The 17182-nt window shown below is 69.5% G+C and carries 22 protein-coding genes; 9 read left to right on the top strand and 13 right to left on the bottom strand.

The annotated features are described in order from the left end of the window. Nucleotides 1–236 precede the first annotated feature (236 nt). On the bottom strand, nt 237–680 hold the full coding sequence (locus OHA18_RS17250; protein WP_329005123.1) for a MarR family winged helix-turn-helix transcriptional regulator: 444 nt from the start codon (nt 678–680) through the stop codon (nt 237–239). A gap of 56 nt (nt 681–736) precedes the next feature. Continuing rightward, entirely contained in the window at nt 737–1090 is a 354-nt protein-coding gene (locus OHA18_RS17245) for a winged helix-turn-helix transcriptional regulator (protein WP_329005122.1), read from the bottom strand. Between the two features lie 71 nt (nt 1091–1161). Between OHA18_RS17245 and OHA18_RS17240 the strand changes: the two genes are divergently transcribed. From OHA18_RS17240 to OHA18_RS17230, 3 genes are read left to right on the top strand one after another with little or no spacing between them, the layout of a single operon-like run. Then, nucleotides 1162–1767 carry an NAD(P)-dependent oxidoreductase gene (locus OHA18_RS17240; RefSeq protein WP_329005121.1) on the top strand — a complete coding sequence of 202 codons (606 nt, stop codon included), beginning with the start codon at nt 1162–1164 and terminating at the stop codon, nt 1765–1767. A gap of 45 nt (nt 1768–1812) precedes the next feature. After that, nucleotides 1813–2487, top strand: a complete 675-nt coding sequence (locus OHA18_RS17235; protein ID WP_329005120.1) for an SIS domain-containing protein — start codon at nt 1813–1815, stop codon at nt 2485–2487. A 6-nt stretch (nt 2488–2493) separates the two neighbouring features. Next, nucleotides 2494–3081, top strand: a complete 588-nt coding sequence (locus tag OHA18_RS17230; protein ID WP_329005119.1) for an AAA family ATPase — start codon at nt 2494–2496, stop codon at nt 3079–3081. On the opposite strand, the gene OHA18_RS17225 is transcribed toward OHA18_RS17230, so the two are convergent. Next, nucleotides 3066–3824, bottom strand: a complete 759-nt coding sequence (locus OHA18_RS17225; protein WP_329005118.1) for a GntR family transcriptional regulator — start codon at nt 3822–3824, stop codon at nt 3066–3068. The two genes, OHA18_RS17230 and OHA18_RS17225, sit on opposite strands and share 16 nt — an antisense overlap. Nucleotides 3825–4023: 199 nt before the next feature. Between OHA18_RS17225 and OHA18_RS17220 the strand changes: the two genes are divergently transcribed. Further along, entirely contained in the window at nt 4024–4971 is a 948-nt protein-coding gene (locus tag OHA18_RS17220) for a glutathione S-transferase family protein (RefSeq protein WP_329005117.1), read from the top strand. Here the strand turns inward: OHA18_RS17220 and OHA18_RS17215 are convergent. Further along, entirely contained in the window at nt 4964–5545 is a 582-nt protein-coding gene (locus OHA18_RS17215) for a TetR/AcrR family transcriptional regulator (protein ID WP_329005116.1), read from the bottom strand. The genes OHA18_RS17220 and OHA18_RS17215 overlap by 8 nt on opposite strands. Before the next feature lie 49 nt (nt 5546–5594). On the opposite strand from OHA18_RS17215, the gene OHA18_RS17210 reads away from it, so the two are divergent. From OHA18_RS17210 to OHA18_RS17195, 4 genes are all read left to right on the top strand, one after another. Further along, the gene (locus tag OHA18_RS17210) at nt 5595–6257 is read left to right on the top strand and encodes a haloacid dehalogenase type II (protein WP_329005115.1); all 663 of its coding nucleotides are present in this window, start codon (nt 5595–5597) and stop codon (nt 6255–6257) included. Between the two features lie 70 nt (nt 6258–6327). Beyond that, on the top strand, nt 6328–7542 hold the full coding sequence (nhaA, locus tag OHA18_RS17205; protein ID WP_329005114.1) for a Na+/H+ antiporter NhaA: 1215 nt from the start codon (nt 6328–6330) through the stop codon (nt 7540–7542). Nucleotides 7543–7594: 52 nt separating this feature from the next. Next, on the top strand, nt 7595–8038 hold the full coding sequence (locus tag OHA18_RS17200) for a phage holin family protein (protein ID WP_329005113.1): 444 nt from the start codon (nt 7595–7597) through the stop codon (nt 8036–8038). Continuing rightward, nucleotides 8035–8967, top strand: a complete 933-nt coding sequence (locus tag OHA18_RS17195; protein WP_329006123.1) for an alpha/beta fold hydrolase — start codon at nt 8035–8037, stop codon at nt 8965–8967. The genes OHA18_RS17200 and OHA18_RS17195 overlap by 4 nt, the downstream gene beginning before the upstream one ends. Here OHA18_RS17195 and OHA18_RS17190 read toward each other — a convergent pair. The 6 genes from OHA18_RS17190 to nth are packed head-to-tail and all read right to left on the bottom strand — an operon-like array spanning nt 8930 to nt 13434. Continuing rightward, nucleotides 8930–9580 (bottom strand): hypothetical protein, encoded by a 651-nt coding sequence (locus OHA18_RS17190; protein ID WP_329005112.1) that lies wholly within the window; start codon nt 9578–9580, stop codon nt 8930–8932. The genes OHA18_RS17195 and OHA18_RS17190 overlap by 38 nt on opposite strands. Next, a complete protein-coding gene (locus tag OHA18_RS17185; RefSeq protein ID WP_329005111.1) occupies nt 9577–10077 on the bottom strand; it encodes a SigE family RNA polymerase sigma factor in 501 nt (166 codons plus the stop codon). The genes OHA18_RS17190 and OHA18_RS17185 overlap by 4 nt, the downstream gene beginning before the upstream one ends. 42 nt (nt 10078–10119) lie before the next feature. Next, nucleotides 10120–11292, bottom strand: a complete 1173-nt coding sequence (locus OHA18_RS17180) for a MarP family serine protease (protein WP_329005110.1) — start codon at nt 11290–11292, stop codon at nt 10120–10122. Further along, a complete protein-coding gene (locus OHA18_RS17175) occupies nt 11289–12059 on the bottom strand; it encodes an NUDIX hydrolase (protein ID WP_329005109.1) in 771 nt (256 codons plus the stop codon). The genes OHA18_RS17180 and OHA18_RS17175 overlap by 4 nt, the downstream gene beginning before the upstream one ends. After that, a complete protein-coding gene (locus OHA18_RS17170) occupies nt 12056–12661 on the bottom strand; it encodes a TlpA family protein disulfide reductase (RefSeq protein ID WP_329005108.1) in 606 nt (201 codons plus the stop codon). Before OHA18_RS17170 ends, OHA18_RS17175 begins: the two co-directional genes overlap by 4 nt. After that, nucleotides 12658–13434, bottom strand: a complete 777-nt coding sequence (gene nth, locus OHA18_RS17165; RefSeq protein ID WP_329005107.1) for an endonuclease III — start codon at nt 13432–13434, stop codon at nt 12658–12660. Before nth ends, OHA18_RS17170 begins: the two co-directional genes overlap by 4 nt. 225 nt (nt 13435–13659) lie before the next feature. On the opposite strand from nth, the gene OHA18_RS17160 reads away from it, so the two are divergent. Further along, nucleotides 13660–14337 (top strand): Crp/Fnr family transcriptional regulator, encoded by a 678-nt coding sequence (locus tag OHA18_RS17160; RefSeq protein ID WP_130386963.1) that lies wholly within the window; start codon nt 13660–13662, stop codon nt 14335–14337. 104 nt (nt 14338–14441) lie between these two features. Here OHA18_RS17160 and OHA18_RS17155 read toward each other — a convergent pair whose 3' ends face one another. The 3 genes from OHA18_RS17155 to OHA18_RS17145 form a co-directional block, all read right to left on the bottom strand. Further along, nucleotides 14442–15398, bottom strand: a complete 957-nt coding sequence (locus OHA18_RS17155) for a type IV toxin-antitoxin system AbiEi family antitoxin domain-containing protein (RefSeq protein WP_329005106.1) — start codon at nt 15396–15398, stop codon at nt 14442–14444. 183 nt (nt 15399–15581) lie between these two features. Continuing rightward, entirely contained in the window at nt 15582–16349 is a 768-nt protein-coding gene (locus tag OHA18_RS17150; RefSeq protein ID WP_329005105.1) for an MBL fold metallo-hydrolase, read from the bottom strand. Next, complete coding sequence (locus OHA18_RS17145; protein WP_329005104.1) at nt 16346–17176, bottom strand: NUDIX hydrolase; 831 nt, start codon at nt 17174–17176, stop codon at nt 16346–16348. The genes OHA18_RS17150 and OHA18_RS17145 overlap by 4 nt, the downstream gene beginning before the upstream one ends. Nucleotides 17177–17182: the final 6 nt, after the last annotated feature.

Here is a 17182-nt window from a genome sequence, read left to right as displayed (position 1 = left end):
CTGTGATCGGCCGCGGTGGGTGTGCGGGTCAATCTGCCGTACGACGGAACCGATCGGGCGGACTGTGCATCGGACCTTACGTGAACCCGATGCAGACGAGCTCCCAGACACCGAGTCCGGTCGCCGATGAAGGCCGGAAGATCTCCCGGGCCGCTCGGCGGCGGGTTCACGCCCGTGAGCTGCGCGTGCGGCGTACTCAGCGGGCCGCTCGCGCCCAGCTGCCGAACGGGTAGGGCCTACTGCCCCTGGTGGTAGGTCCGGAGCTTGGCGAGGATCGTCGTCAGGCGGGCCCGGTCGGTGGCTGACAGCGGCGCGAAGATCTCTTCCTGCACCTTGCCGGCCAGATTCGTCAGCCGCTTGTACTGCCGCTTGCCGGCCGTAGTGATCGTGATGATGTTGCGGCGGGCATCGGCCGGGTCGGGGCTGCGTTCGACGTACCCGTCCGCCTCCAGTTCGTTGAGCGCGGCAACCACGTCGCTGCGGTCGATCGAGCTGTGCCGGCCGAGAGCGGCCTGACTGGCCGGCCCGAACTCGACCAGCGTCGCCAGCAGCCGGAAATGGTACGTCCGCGCCCCGACGGCGCCGAACGACTCGGTCACGATCCGGCTCGCCTGCGCTGCGCTCTGGGTCAGCAGCCAGCTCGGCAACTGAGTCAGGGCAGTCGGAGTCTGCTCGTCCACGGTGGCAGTGTAAGCGCTGACAGGTTCTTCGCCGGTGACCTCAGCGTTGGCGCAACCTACGATTCGCGCGCGTCCAGCAGCTCGTCCCAGTGGTCCTCGGCCCAGTCACAGAACGCCCGCAGCGGTCCGAGCAGGCTCCGCCCGAGGCCGGTCAGCTCGTACGTGACGCGCCGCGCCGGGTCGGCGTACTCCGTCCGCCGGACGAATCCGTCGCGCTCGAGCGACCGCAGGGACCGGGTCAGCATCTTCGGACTGATCCGGGCCAGCGGCACGCGCAGTTCGGAGTACCGCCGGGGGCCGTTCTCCAGGCAGCGCAGCACCATCCCCGCCCACTTGTCGCCGCCGACCTTGAACGGCAGCAGGGTCGACGGGCAGATCTCTTCGAACATATCCGCTCGGAGCGCCTCCATAGCTACCAAGGTATCCAATCGGTAACCACGCTCCCGCCTACCTTCGCCGTACCCATTCCAAGGAGGTTGCGGTGAGCAAGATTCTGGTGATCGGCGCGCGGGGACGAGCCGGTACGGCGGCTGTCGAGGAGGCCGTGGGCAGAGGTCATGAGGTGGTTGGTGTCGCGCGTACGGCGGGCGGGACCTCGCTGACCGTCGGGGATGTGACCGACGCGGGGCGTGTCGCGGAGCTCGCGGCGGGGCAGGACGCGGTGATCGCGGCGGTGTACGACGGCGGGAGCGACCCGGCGGTGTTCTTTCCGGCGGCGGCGCGCGCCTTGGTCGAAGGGCTCGAGAAGGCCGGCGTGCATCGACTCGTCTGGGTCGGGCTGGCGTCGATCCTGCCGACGGCCGACGGGACGTTGCTGATGGACACGGACGGATACTCAACGGAGTACCGATCGTTCTTCCTTGCGCATCAGGCGGCGCTGGACGTGTTCGCGGCATCGCCCCTCGACTGGGTATCGATCGCTCCGGCCGGAGACTTCGACCACGCCGATCCTTCCCGCAAGGACCGGTACCGCGTCGCGCCGGCGGACGCCGGTGAGTTGATCTCGTACGCCGAACTCGCGGTCGCGCTCGTCGACGAAGTGGACCACCCGGCCCACCATCGCACCGCGATCGGCGTAGTGGTCTAGTCAGGGTGCTCGCGGGCCGCGGAGCGCGAACGATAGGTTCGGCGCATGGCTGGGGCTGAGGAGTACTTGGGGAAGGCGTTGGCGATCGCGCACCAGGCTGCCGAGACGCAACTCGGGGCGATCCGGGTTGCGGCGGGCCTGGTCGCGGACGCGCTCACCGGCGGGAAGCAGTTCTGGGTGTTCGGCACCGGGCACAGTCACACGCTGGCCGAGGAGCTGTACGGGCGCGCCGGCGGACTGGCCGACGTACGCGCGATCCTCGAGCCCGGATTGATGCTGCACGAGGGCCTGCAGAAGAGCTCGCTGCTCGAACGCCTCCCCGGCCTGGCCGCCGTTCTGCTGGAGGTCAACCAGCTGGAGTCCGGCGATGTCGTACTGATCGCATCGAACTCCGGGCGGAACGCCGTACCCGTCGAGTTCGCTCTCGGTGCACGCGAACGGGGTGCGCAGGTGATCGCGCTGACGTCGATGGCGCACAGTACGTCGACATCGTCGCGGGCCCCCGGTGGTCAGCGGCTGTTCGAGACCGCGGACGTGGTGATCGACAACTGCGGCGTACCGGGTGACGCCCTGATCGACGTCGACGGCAGCCCCGAACGGACCGGCGCGACGTCGACGATGGTCGGGGCGATGCTCGTGCAGGCCCTCACGGTCGAGATCGTCACCAGACTCACCGCCCGCGGCGAGACTCCGAACGTTCTCCGCAGTCTGAACGTCTAGCAGTCCATGAAGCAGTTCCTCCTGCAAATGTCCGGCGTTCCGGGCGCCGGAAAGTCCACGATCGCGCACCACGTCGGCTCGCGGTACGGCGCGATCGTCGTGGACCTGGACGTCATTCGGAGCGCGGTTCTCGACGGAGGTGTGACGGTCGAGGGCAGCGGTCCGGCGGCGTACTCAGCCGTCTACGCGTTGACCCGGAGCCTCTTGGACCAGGGCACCAGCGTGGTGATCGACAGCCCGTGCGGGTACGACCAGATCCTCACGACGGGTCTGGAGATCGCGGGTGAGCGCGGGATCGCCTACAAGTACGTCGAATCCTGGACGGACGATCTCACGCTGATCGACAACCGCCTCAGAACCCGAGCCCCGATGCGAAGCCAACGCCGAGCCGTCGGCCTGCACGCGGCCGACCTCGGCGACGCAGACACCGACGGCGAACAACTCTTCCGAACCTGGATCCAACGGACCAAGCGCCCGGCGGAGGGCTACCTACAGGTCGACGCAACCAAGCCGCTCAACCTGATCCTCGACGAGGTCAACACCTACCTCGAGCACGGCCCGGCGGCACGGTTGGGCTGTCAGGTGGCGCGGTAGGCGACGGTGATGTCGTAGCGGTCCGAGCGGTAGATGGAGCGGCCGAATTCGATCACCTGGTCGGTGGCGGTGCGGGGGGCTGAGGTGATGATGAGGCAGGGGGTGGAGTTGTCGATCTCCAGGAGTTCGGCGTCGCCGGGCACGGGTGGGGCGGCGACGATGGAGGCGGAGACCATGCCGAGCGTGACGCCGTACCGGGTGGAGAGCTCGGTGTAGAGAGACTTCTCGGCGAAGTCGATCTCGTCGAGGCGCGGGTAGCGCTGCAGGGAGAGGGCGGTGCGCTCGATCGCCATCGGGTCGCCGTCGGCGGTGCGGAGGCGGACGAGGTGCAGGACGGGGGTGCCGATCGGCTCTTCGAGCTCGCGGGCGAGGTCCTCGTCGGCGGCGCCGACCCGGTGTTCGAGGACCTTGGCGCCGGGCTTGATGCCGCGGTTGATCATGTCCTGGGTGAAGGACGAGGCGAGCATCCGCGACGGGCGCGGCTCGGAGACGAAGGTGCCGCCGCCGGGGCGGCGGTTGGCCAGGCCCTCGGCCACGACCCGGTCCACTTCCTGGCGCACCGTCATCCGGGCCACGCCGAAGCGCTCGGCGAGGACGCGTTCGGACGGCAGCACGGTGCCGACGGCCAGCGAGCGGGTGAGGTTCTCCAGAATCTCGCGAATCTGGTCACCCTTCGGACGATCGGTCCGCAGCTCGGTAGGGAGCTCGGCGAGATCGCCGGGGTTGTTCCGTGGGCGGGCCATGAGGTCAAGTATCCCTGGGAATCTGCCCGGCAAACCGGTTGCCGGGGAACGCGGGCCGCGGTGTTTCGTACCGCGCAAGGCGCCCGCGACCACGTTGTCCCGAACGACCTTGTCAGCCCGACTGTAACGTCCAGTGCCGCCTCACGGCCAGTGACGATCCACAGGCTCAGCCAATTCCCAGCGGGGTAGTTTTATCGTTATGGCCCCGGGACAGTTCGTGCAGGAGACGTCGTCGACCGGCGAGTGGAAGCGGCAGGGCAACAGATTCACCGGCCGGATCTCGCGGGACTCCGCGTCGGCGCCCGGCGAGGGCCCGGACGACCACGGTCGCTGGCCGGTCGAGCCGGGGCGGTACAGGCTGGTCGTGAGCCTGGCGTGTCCGTGGGCGCACCGCTCGGTCATCGTCCGCCGGCTGCTCGGTCTGGAGGACGCGATCAGCCTGGCGATCGTCGACCCGATCCGCGACGAGCGCGGCTGGCGGTTCACGCTCGACGCCGACGACACGGACCCGGTGCTCGGCATCAAGTTCCTCTCCGAGGCGTACCTGCGCACCGACCCGGCGTACGACGGCCGCGTGACGGTGCCCGCGATCGTCGACACGTTGACGGGCGACGTGGTGACGAACGACTACCCGCAGATCACGCTCGACCTGTCCACGGAGTGGACCGACTTCCACAAGCCCGGAGCTCCGCAGCTGGTCCCGCCGGATCGCGCCGAGATGGATGTCCTGATCGACGAGATCTACCGCGATGTGAACAACGGCGTCTATCGCTGCGGCTTCGCGACCAGCCAGGAGGCGTACGAGGCGGCGTACGACGCCCTGTTCGCTCGTCTCGACGTGCTCGAGGCACGGCTCCAGGACCGTGAGTACCTGCTCGGTGACACGCTCCGCGAGGTGGATGTCCGGTTGTTCACCACGCTCGTCCGCTTCGACGCGGTGTACCACGGTCACTTCAAGTGCAACCGGCAGAAGCTGACCGAGTTCCCCAACCTGTGGGCGTACGCGCGTCGCCTCTACCAGCTGCCGGGCTTCGGAGAGACGGTCGACTTCGACCAGATCAAGCGGCACTACTACGTCACGCACACCAGCATCAACCCGACCGGCATCGTCCCGAAGGGACCGGATCCGCGAGGCTGGATCAGCTAGCGAGTGCCGCCAGCGCGGCGGTGACCGCGGACTTCAACTGCGCCCGGGTCGCGCCCGACCGCGACCGCAGATTCACCGCGTAGGCGAGCAGCGTCAGCAGCTCCGCCGCGCCCTCGGCCTCGATCCCGGACCGTAACTCTCCGTTGCTCTGAGCAACCTTCAGCGCGGCGGCCAGCGCGTCACGCAGTACGGCGTGATGCTCGGACAGCACCGCCCGTACGGCGTCCGGCGGGTTCTCGGCGTTCGCGTTCGCCATCATGCAGCCCCAGCCGGCGTACTCCCCCGACAGCCGCAACCGCAGCAGCCGGTCGAAGAACGCCCGAACCGCTTCCATCCCGCGCCCGTCCGCGGCCAGCTGGTCGAACATCGGCCGCGACCGGTGCTCGAGGTACCGACGGGCCGCCGCCGTGTACAGCTCGTCCTTGCCGCCGAACGCGTTGTACAGACTCGATCGGCTCAGCCCGGTCGCCGCGACCACGTCCTGGATCGCGGTCGCCGCGCTCCCGCGGCGCCAGAACAGCTGCTCGACCGTGGCCAGCGCTTCCGCCTCGTCGAAATGTTTGACATCCGGCATACCCGGCATCATATCTTGGAACGACCGATCCAAGATGCGAGGAGTCCTGATGATCGACGTACTGGTGCTCGACGTCAACGAGACCCTGACGGACATGGAGCCGCTGCGGGACGGGTTCGAGGCCGTCGGCCTGCCCCGGCACAGCCTCGACGCGTGGTTCGCGGCGACGCTGCGCGACGGGTTCGCACTGACCGCGGTCGGCGCGTACGCCGGCTTCCGCGAGCTCGCCGCCGAACTCCTGGAAGCACAGCTCGTCGCAGCGGGCATCGAGCCGAACGACGAGACGGTCGCGAGCGTGCTGTCCGGGTTCACCCGCCTGCCGCTGCACCCCGACGTCGAGCCAGGACTACGCCGGATCCACGAGGCGGGCATCCGCATCGTCACCCTGACCAACGGGTCGGCGGCGATGTCCGCCGAGGTCTTCGCCAAGGGCGGGATCATGCCGTTCCTCGAGAACCGCCTCGACGTATCGACGCCACAGCGCTGGAAGCCGCATCCCGACGCCTACCGGTACGCCGCGGAGGTCTGCGGAGTGCCGGTGGAACGGATGGCGCTCGCCGCGGTCCACCCGTGGGACATCGACGGCGCCCGCCGGGCCGGCCTCAACGGCTTCTACGTCGACCGGCGCAACACGCCGTACCCGAAGTCGTTCCTCGCGCCGGACCTCGTCGTCCCCGATTTCGAAGGCCTCGCCAGCGAGATCACCAGGTAGAATCGGTCACTGGGTGTGCCGGGAAGTCTGGTCGGCGTCCGTCCGACCGACCCCGAAATGAAGGGCCGATATGAGCCAGCACCCGCGGATCCGGCAGAAGAAGCGCGCGTTCCCCCGCATCCTCGGGCGCGAACGCGCGTTCCTCGCCGACACGCTGCGGGCTGAGACGACCGGCGGCCTGTTGTTGCTCGCGGCTACTGTCGTCGCGCTGGTCTGGGCGAACTCACCGTGGCAGGACGCGTACCACCACCTGCGCGAGGCCCAGCTCGGCCCACTGACGGTCGAGGCCTGGGCGTCCGACGGAGCGCTGGCCTTGTTCTTCTACCTGGCCGGTGTCGAGCTGAAGCGCGAGCTGGTGGTCGGCACGCTGTCGAAGCTCAACGAGGCCGTCGTGCCGGTAGCCGCGGCCATTGCCGGAATGGTGCTCCCGGCAATCATCTACCTGATCACGAACCTGGCCACGCACGATGGCAAACCGCATGGCTGGGCGGTGCCGACAGCGACCGACATCGCGTTCGCGCTGGCCGTGCTGGCGATCGTCGGGTCGTCGCTGCCGAGTGCTCTGCGGGCGTTCCTGCTCACGCTGGCGGTGGTGGACGACTTCGGCGCGATCCTCGTGATCGCGGTCTTCTTCTCGCACGGATTCCACCTGCTGTGGCTGCTCGCCGCGGTCGCCCTGATCGCGCTCTGGTACGTCCTGCAGCGGCGGCGCGTGCGTACGCCGTTCCTGTACATCCCGATCGCGCTCGCGACCTGGTGGTTCATGCACGAGTCCGGGATCCACGCGACGATCGCCGGCGTCGCGCTCGGGCTCGTCACCCGCGTCGTCGCGGATCCCGGCGAGGAGCACGCGCCGGCGGAGCGGATCGAGCACCGGCTGCGGCCGTGGTCGGCGGGCGTCGCCGTACCGGTGTTCGCGCTGTTCGCCGCCGGCGTGACGCTGAGCGGGACCGCCGTACGGCAGATGCTCACCGACCCGGTCGCGATCGGCGTGGTCGCCGGGTTGCTGGTCGGCAAGTCCATCGGGGTGTTCGGCGGATCCTGGCTGACCGCCCGTTTCACGCGAGCCGAGCTGAACTCCGACCTGGCCTGGCGAGACGTCGCCGCGGTGTCCGTGCTGGCCGGCATCGGCTTCACGGTCGCGCTGCTGATCGCGCAGCTCGCCTTCGGATCGGATGCGGCCCAGGTCGAGCGCGCCAAGGCCGCCGTACTGGTCGCCTCGGTCCTTGCCGCGTTGATCGCCGCACTCCTGCTGGCTCGCCGAAACCGCGCGTACGCCGATTGAGCGCGGGTACGGACTGTAGTGTCGGGGCACGGACGTGTGGGAAGGAGTTGCGATGTCGATGGGGCAGAACGGGGACGGGCCCACGGTCGGCCAGCTCGTCGCGAATGCCAGCAAGGAACTGTCCAGCCTGGTCCGCAGCGAGCTGGAGCTCGCGAAGACCGAGCTGAAGAAGACCGCGGTCGCGGCCGGGACCGGAGCCGGGATGTTCGCGGCCGCCGCGTTCCTCGCGCTGCTCGCGGTCATCCTGCTGAGCATCTCCGCGGCGTACGGACTGACCGCGGCCGGCCTGCACCCGGCCATCGCGTTCCTGATCGTGGCCGGTGCGTTCCTGCTGATCGGCGCGATCCTGGTGTTCATCGGGATGCGGGCGCTGAAGAGCGCGAAGGGTCCGGAGCGGACGATCGAGACCTCGAAGCAGTCGGTCGAGGTGCTCAAGGCGATCGGCAAGGGCGACGAGGACCACGCGGCCCTGCCTGAGTCTGGCGCACGGCGCTGAGCCCGGCCGGCGTCGTCGACCTGCTGGTCGACGGCCCCTGGTCGCACTCGCTGGTCGCGGCCAACGGGGCCCGGTTCCACGTCGCGGAGTGTGGCGCGGCGGACGATCCGCTCGTCCTGTTCCTGCACGGCTTCCCTGAGTTCTGGTGGGCCTGGCGGCATCAGCTGCCGGTGGTCGCGGCCGCTGGCTACCGCGCGGTGGCGATGGACCTGCGCGGGTACGGCGCCAGCGACAAGACGCCCCGTGGCTACGACCCGTACACCGCTGCCGCCGATGTCTCCGGCGTCATCCGCTCGCTCGGTGCTACTGACGCTGTGGTGGTCGGGCACGGCTGGGGCGGCTTCATCGGCTGGTCAGCCGCAGTACTGACGCCGCGCCAGATCCGCGGACTGGCCGCGGTGTCGGCACCGCATCCGCTCGTGCTGGCCCGGGCCGGCCGAGCCAAGGCGTTGAGCCGGACAGCGTGGTTCCAGCTGCCGATCCTTCCGGAGCGGCGGCTGCTGGCTCAGGACGGCATCCACATCGAGGGACTCCTCCGCGCCTGGGCCGCACCGGATGGCACGTTCCCCGACGCGGAGGCGTCTCGCCGCTACCGCGCGGCGCTGCAGGTCTGGCCGGCACCGCACTGCGCCCTCGAATACCACCGCTGGTTCGCCCGCTCCCGGTTACGCCCGGACGGCCGCAAGTACTCCGCCAGGATGCGTACGCCGGTCGCCGTACCTGTGCTGCAGATCCACGGCGCACAGGACGCGGCCATCTCCCCCACCGCGACCACCCCGCCCCGCCTGATCACCGCCCCACTCCGCGACGAGCTGATCACCCCAGCCGGCCACTTCCCCCACGAAGAAGCACCGGACATCTTCAACCGCGTCCTGCTCGACTGGCTGAGCGCTACCAGGTCTGAGAATCGGTCACCAGAGTCGCAGTGACCACCCAGAAAGGGCCCCGGTGCTCGACGCGGTACGTCGCGGTCTCCCAGTGGTTGCAGTCGTGGAAGAGACTCACCTGGGCCTCGACGTGGTCGCCCTTGTCGATCACGTCGGCGAGCTGAACCACTCCGACCCGGTTGTCCCGGCAGGTCGGTGGGGCCGGCGCCATGTCCCGGTGGAACTGGAGCGGCGCGATCTTGCGCACCAGGTAGGTCATCGTCTCCCGCTGGTCCGCGGAGATCGGCGGGCCTTTGCGGGCGTGCTTCGTCCCGACATCGGACAGGTCCAGCACGATCACCGACCGCCAGGCGCCGGCGGCTGGTTTCACGGTCCGGAGCAAGGTCTCGATCGAGGCGGTCCAGATCGTCGCGTCGTCGTCGGCGGTGCGCGTCGTCGGCGGGGTCGCTGCCGGTGGCGCCGAGTCGGCGGCTCCGGTCCGGTTGGCGACGTACAGGACTCCGGCCAGTACGACGAGGACCGCCGCGGCCGCGAGCATGGCCGGCAGCGGACTCCGGCGTTTGGTTGCTGCAGGCAATCTATCGACCAGTTCTTCGTGCTCGGTAAAGGTTTCGCGGAGGAGCTCGCCGAGCTCGTCGTCGGTCAGCCTGGTCATCTCTGCGCCTCCTCGGCGGACAGGGTGCCTCGTAAGGTCGCCAACGCGCGCGCGGCGTTGGTGCGGACCGTGACGGGCGCGACGCCGAGCACCTCGGCGATCTCGGAGTCGGGGAGGTCCTCGTAGTACCGCAGGACGAGGACGGCGCGCTGCTTGCGAGGCAGCCCGGCGAGCAGGCGCCAGGCGGCGTCGCGCTGCGCCTGGCGAGCGCCGATGTCTTCGCGGGACGGCTGGTCCACCGGCTCCGCCAGCGGGACCTCGCTGTTCTTCAGCAGACGGCGCCAACTGAGGAACTCGTTCACCACCATGGTCCGCAGATAGGCCTCGGGATGATCGAGCGCACCGATCCGCGCCCACCGGCGGTAGGCCCGCGCGAAGACCGTCTGGACCAGGTCCTCCGCGCTGTGCACACCGCCGGTCAGCATCAGCCCGAGCCGCAGCAGCCGCCGTTCACTCGCCCGCACGACCTCGTCGAACGAGAGCGCGTCCGTCGTCACCGTCACAACCCTTCAATGCGGTGGCGGCGCGGTCCTGTTGCATCAGGTGCAGGACTGGGTGGAGACCTCTTGGGTGGCGGTGGTGCCGTCGCGGGCGTCGTCGGAGACCTGTTCGGCGGTGAGGACGTAGCCGGTCCGGTTGTCCTCGACGGACGCGGCGAAGACCACGCCGTACACCGTGCCCTTGGGCGACAGCAGCGGGCCGCCGGAGTTGCCCGGTCGGACCGAGGCCCAGATCGAGAACGCGTCGCGGGTGACCGTCTTGTCACCGTAGATGTCCGGGCCGCGGAGCCGCTCCTCGGACCGGATCCGGGCCGGCTCGGAGTCGAACGGACCGTTCTCCGGGTAGCCGAGCACGACCGCCGAGTCGTCGGCCTTACCGGCGAAGTCGAAGGTCAGCGGCTGCTCTTTCAGGTTCGGCACGTACAGCACCGCGATATCGGTCTCGGGGTCGAACACCACGACCTTGGCGTCGTACTTCTTGCCGTTCACCTCGACCTGCGGCGAGCTGACCCCGGCGACGACGTGCGCGTTCGTCATCACCCGCTGCGGCGCGTACACGAACCCGCTGCCCTCGAGACCGCGGGAGCAGCTCGCGACCCCGGTCACCTTCGCGATCCGGGTGTACGCCGACTGCACCGGCTGCTGCCGCGCGATCGCGCTGTCCGGCGGCTGCGTCTCGCGGATCCGCTCCGGCACGAACGGGTCGAGGAACCGCGGGAACAGGTCGGTGTTGACCACGTCGTTGAACGACTGCAGCGCCCGGTCCGCGCTGTTCGGCAGGACCTCGTCGACCTTCGCCAGCACCTGCGACCCGCGCACCGCCGACGTCACGCTCGGGATCCGCGCGCCGCTCACCGCGACACCGAGCACCCACGCCACGATCAGCACGGAGGCGGCCGCCAGCGCGGCGCCGCCGAGCGCGTCGAGGAACCGGATCGGTTTCCAGGACAGCCGGTTGCGCACCCTGGTGCCGGCCATCGCCCCGAGCATTCGCCCGAGCGCGGCCAGGCCGACCACGAGCACGAGCGCCGCGAACGACACGGTCACGCTCGGCGAGAAATGGTCCAGCGCCTTCGGCACACCCCAGACACCGATCGCGGCGCCACCGAGCAGGCCGAGCGTGGCGCACGCCCCGAGCACGAATCCCTCGACGTACCCCGAGATCGCCACCAGCGCCGCGGTGCCGAGCACCGCCCAGTCGAGCCAGCTCATTCCACGCCTTCCGACTTGTCACCGTGCGCCTGGCCGAGATCGTGCTCGATGGCGGTCATCCGCCGCACGTCCTCGGGCCGTCGCCCCTCACTCCGCCAGGCCGCCTCGACCAGTCGGTCGGGCAACGGTACGACGACCGAGGGGTCCCAGTCGCGGTGCCATCCACCGAGCAGGAGCAATTTATCCAGCAGACCGGCCGTGAAGCCCCAGATGTAGAGGTCGTCGACGACGAACGCCGGGCCGGTGAACCCGGACGGGTGCAGGCAGCTGATCCGGTTCGCCGGGTCGGCGAGCGCGCTGATCGGGACCTCGTGCACCGACGCGACCTCGGCCGGGTCGACCACCGCGACCGGCGACGGCTCCCGCCACCACGCCAGCACCGGCGACACGCCGAAGTTGCTCACCGGCACCCACAGCGCCGGCCAGATCGAGAACGGTACGACGCCGGCCGGGTCCAGCCCGGTCTCCTCCTCGGCTTCCCGCAACGCCGTCCGGATCAGACCGTCGTCCCCGCTGCCGTCCTCGGGGTCCGCACCGCCGCCCGGGAACGCCATCTGCCCGGCGTGTTTGCGCAGCGTCCAGGCCCGCTCGGTCAGCAGCACCTCGGGCCCATCGTTGCCCTCAGCAAGCAAGATCAGGACGGCGGACTTCCGCACCGACGGATCGTCCGGCGGGAGGAACCGGGACAGCACGTTCGGATCCACGTCCTCGGACGCCTTCGCCAACGGCCGCAGCCAGTCCGGGATCTCCACACCGTCGAAGGTCATCGGGCGTGGTCCTTCACCAGTTGGTCGAGCTGCTGCTGCGAGGTGAGCACACCGCGGTGGACGAAAGCGACCGCGCCGTCCTTGCCGACGAACGCGGTCAGCGGCGGACCGCCGACCTTCAACGCGCGCTGGATCGCCTTGTCCCGATCGATGACGTGCGGATACGTCAGCCCTTCATCGGTCGCGAACTTCACCGCCAGCTCCGGCCGCGGGTCGTCGTAGTCGATCCCCAGCATCGGCACCTTGCCCGACTTCGCCAGCGCGGCCAGGTACGGCGCCTCGTCGCGGCATGGGCCGCACCACTGCGCCCACACGTTGATCACGAGCGGACCTCGCAGGTCGGCGAGCCGTACGTCCGGACCGCTGCCCAGGCACGGGAGCGTGACGTCCGGCAAGGCTCCGGTGACGGGCGGCTTCGAAGGTGTCGACGGGCACGCCGACAGCTTGTCCGCGCCGGCGACGGCACTCCGGCCCGTCGACGGCTGACCGCCGTCATCGGCTCGCTCCGATCCACACGCCGCCAGTGTCGCCGACAGCACCAACGCGACCGCTCCAGCGATCAACAGTGCGCGGCGGGACGGCGTACCGGATCGGAACTTCACGCCGGGACCTTCACCAGCTTTGCGGCGACCTCGGGGTTGGTCGGGCCGGCGCCGTACGACGGGCACCACTGGGCTATCGGGCAGGCGCCGCAGGCGGGCTTCTTGGCGTGGCAGCGCCGGCGGCCGTGGAAGATCAGCCGGTGCGACAGCATCGTCCAGTCCTTCTTCGGGAAGAGCTCTCCGATGATGTGCTCGACCTTGACCGGGTCCTCCTCGGCCGTCCAGCCGAACCGGCGGACCAGGCGGCCGAAATGCGTGTCGACCGTGATCCCGGGGACGCCGAACGCGTTGCCGAGGACCACGTTGGCAGTCTTCCGCCCGGTGCCCGGCAGCTTCACCAGCTCGGCGAGCTTGCCCGGAACCACGCCGTCGTAGTCGTCGACGAGGGCCTGGCCGAGCTTCATCACGCTGTTGGTCTTCGCGCGGAAGAAGCCGGTCGGCTTCAGGATCGCTTCCATCTCGTCCCGGTCCGCTTCGGCGTACGCACTGGCGGTCGGGTACTTCGCGAAGAGCGTCGGGGTCACCTTGTTGACCGTGACGTCGGTGGTCTGGGCCGAAAGGATGGTGGCCACCAGCAGCTCGAGCGGCGTGGTGAAGTCGAGCTCGCAGTGGGCGTCCGGGTAGGTGTCGGTGAGCACCTTGTGCATCTTGCGGGCCCGGCGCACCAGCTGGGTGTGGGTCTCGTCGACGTACACCGGGGCCTTACGGGGGAGGTTCAGCGAGACCGTCGGGAGGGCTCCCGGGACTGGTTCCGCGACAAGCGGGGATGGCATGCAGGCCAGCCTACGTCCGCCCACCGACAGGCCGCGCAGCCCTCGCGTGACGGAGGGTACTGAGGCACACACTCTGTGGTGCTCCGGCGAGTCGAGGCGAGCCTACGTGGCGGTGCCGACACCCGAGGGGCTACGGTTTTGGGGCGACCGGGTGTGAACGACCCGGTGCCGGACGGGGTCGATCCCCGGTCCGCAGTCGTGGTCGAAGGTCCTAGGAGGCCCAAAGTGGATGCCGCAGTGCTCCGACAGGCACCGCTGTTCAGTCAGCTCGACGACGAGGCGGCCGACGCCCTGGCCGCATCGATGACCGAGAGCCGGCTGCGCCGCGGTCAGGTGCTGTTCCACGAGGGCGACTCCGGTGACCGGCTCTTCGTAGTGGTCGAGGGCAAGGTCAAGCTCGGCCGTACGTCGGCCGACGGCCGGGAGAACCTGATCGCCGTCCTCGGCCCCGGCCAGATGTTCGGTGAGCTGTCACTGTTCGACCCGGGACCGCGGTCCGCGACCGTCACCGCCGTCACCGACGCCCAACTGATGTCGCTGACCCACGACGAGCTGCTCCGCTGGCTCGACGGCCGCCCCGCGGTCGCCCGCGGCCTGCTGCTGCAACTCGCCGGCCGCCTGCGCAAGGTCTCCGACGTCGTCGCCGACCTCGTCTTCTCCGACGTACCGGGCCGGGTCGCCAAGGCCCTGCTCGACCTGGCCAGCCGCTTCGGCCGCACCGCCGACGACGGCGTCCACGTCCACCACGACCTCACCCAGGAGGAGCTCGCCCAACTCGTCGGCGCCTCCCGCGAGACCGTCAACAAGGCCCTCGCCGACTTCGCCTCCCGAGGCTGGGTCCGCCTCGAACCCCGCTCCGTAGTACTCCTGGACGTAGACCGCCTCCAACGCCGAGCCCGCTAGCCGTCCCGCAATTTGCCTGGCTGACCCAGCAATTTGCCTGGCTGACCAGCGAGTTCGGGGGTTCCATACCTTTGACAGCGGTGTGGAACCCGTGACTTCATGGGTCACCCAGCGCGGTGGATCTCCCGGGCCCCAGCGAACGCCCGCCGGATGAGCATCGCCGTACGAGCCGGATGCGCGAGATCCTCCCAGGTGAGCCTGACCACCTGCAGGCCTAGAGCACGCAGCCGGTCTTCGCGGGCCTTCTCGTGGATCAGCACCGCACTCGACCCATCGGCGTACTTCGACATGCCGTCGAACTCGACGATCGTACGATGCTCCGGAAAGTAGAAATCGACCCGGCCGATGAAGCCGTCCGCGTCATGGAAGACCGCCTGAAGCTCCGGCACCGGGAGACCTTGCTGATGCATCAGCACCCGCACCCGCGATTCGGCAACTGACTCCGCCAACGGGCTCGCGAACCCCAGCGCGGCCCGGACGTTGGGGCCACCTGGCCAGAACTCGGCTAGTGCGACGGCGCTGCGCAACTCGGCATCGGGCACCAGTGCCCCCCGCAGTACGGCGTCGGCACTCACCACCGCGCCTTCGAAGGACACTGTGGCCGCGGTCTCGACCAGGGAACGAGCGATCGAGGTGACAGCCAGGTTGTCGACCTCGAGGACAGCGTCGCCGATCAGCTTGCCGTGGTGATGTCTGACCCCGGCAGCCGAGCCGGAGCGGGCCGAGTTCGACCTGGTCAGCTGCACCTCGTTGAGGTCAACGTCCCAGACCGGCACATCGTGGACGACGAGGGCCGAGTGGTGGCTGACTACCGCCGTACCCGGACGCATCGCGTTGACAGCCCCGTACACCAGTCGCCGATGGAGCAGAAGCCGCCGTTCCCAAGGGGGTAGGTGATTCAGGTCGGTGCGCTCGACGTACTGGCCGTGGCGAACCCGTTCCCACCGGGTGTCCCGCAGGCGGTCCTGGATCTGCTCGGGCGTATACCCAGCCCGGAGTGCCTGCCGGCGACTGAACACACCGCCTTGCTTGGCGGCCACCGCCTTGAGCCTGAGGTTCATGACTCCAGCATCAACCGCGCCAGGCGATCCCGGGCTGCCTCCCGTCACATCTGTGGATAACCCGATTTGGCTGGCTAACCCATCAATTCGGGGGTTATTGACCCAGGTTTTGGGTCACAAACCCCTGCCTTCGTGGGTTAGCCAGCCAAATTGGTGGGTCAGCCAGGCAAATTGGCGGGCCAGCTAACCGTTGAGGTAGTCCAGCTGGGCTCGGACGGAGCGTTCGGCGGCGGGCCAGAGGGGGTGGGGTACGTCGGCGTAGACGTGTTCGACGATGGACTCGGGGGTGGTGTGGCCTTCGGCGAGGGCTGTGCGGACCTGGGCCAGGCGTTCTTCGCGGTGGTTGAGGTAGTAGGTGAGGACTGCGGCGGGGTCGTCGATGACGGGGCCGTGGCCGGGGAGTAGGCGGGCTACGCCGGCTGGAGAGTTGGCGAAGGCGCGGAGGTTGTTCAGGGAGTCGAGGTAGGGGCCCAGGGCACCGTCCGGGTACGCGACGACCGACGTACCGCGGCCGAGGACGGTGTCGCCGGTGAGCAGGGAGCCGTCCTGCGGGAGCCAGAAGCAGACCGAGTCCAGGGTGTGGCCGGGGGTCGGGAGGACCTCGATGCGCAGGCCGTCGGCGGTGATCACGTCGCCCTCGCCGAGCCCGTGCGCATGGTCGGTGGGGATGCGGAAGGCCGGGTCCACTGCGCGTACGCCGCAGCCGGCCCGGTTGGCGAACCACGCCGCGCCCTCGGAGTGGTCCGGGTGCTTGTGGGTCAGCAGTACGACGGCCACCGGGCCGGCCGCCTCCAGGACCGCGGTCAGGTGCTCCTCGAGCATCGGACCGGGGTCGACGACGACCGAGCGCTCCCCGTCCGGCGCCTTGAGGATCCAGGTGTTGGTGCCGTCCAGCGTCATCGGGCCGGGGTTCGCGGCCAGCACGAGGCTCGCGTAGTCGGTGACTCTCATGTGGTCTCCAGATAGGCCTTTTCGCCGTCGACACGGACGGTGGGCATGATCGCCCGGATCTCACGTTCGCCGGCCGCGGCCAGGATCGCCGGTACGTCGGCGTACTGCGAGATGTCGCGGCAGCAGATGTACGTCGGGGGCAGCATGAGCATCTCGCCCGTATCGACGGCCGTGACCGCGTCGGCCGGGCGGATCCAGGTGACCTGGTCGGACTCGCTCGTCACGTCGCGGGTGACCTGCCCCGCGGGAAGAGCGGCGACGAAGAACGCGGTGTCGTACCGCCTGGGCTCGAACTCCGGCGTGATCCAGTGCGCCCAGGCCCCCAGCAGGTCGGCGCGGAGCAGGAGCCCGCGGCGCTGGAGGAAATCGGCGAACCCGAGCTCACCGGCTTCCAGCGCGACCCGGTCGGCTTCCCAGTCGTCACCTGTCGTGTCGCCGACGACTGCTTCGGGCGACGGGCCGGCGAGCAGGACGCCGGACTCCTCGAAGGTCTCGCGGACGGCCGCTGCGACGTAGGCGGCGGCCAGCTCCGCGGAGCATCCGAGCCGGGTGGCGAAGTCGGCCGGCGGCGGACCTGACCACGAGCCGGCGATCGCCGAGTCCGCCGGGTCGACCCGACCACCCGGGAACACCGTCATCCCCGCAGCGAACGCCATCGTCCGCTGCCGCCGCAACAAATACACCTCCGGCCCGGCTGCCGGAGGTTTGCGGAGGAGGATGACCGTTGAGGCGGGGCGGGGGTCGGCCGGGGTGCGGGAGCCGCGGGTGTATTCGAGCGCGACTTCCGCCATCCGGCCGGTCATGAGCTCCGAGGTGAGGTCACGCACGACTTG

Source organism: Kribbella sp. NBC_00709 (genome assembly GCF_036226565.1).
Taxonomy (GTDB): Bacteria; Actinomycetota; Actinomycetes; order Propionibacteriales; family Kribbellaceae; genus Kribbella.
This window is presented reverse-complemented; position numbering and strand designations above follow the sequence as displayed.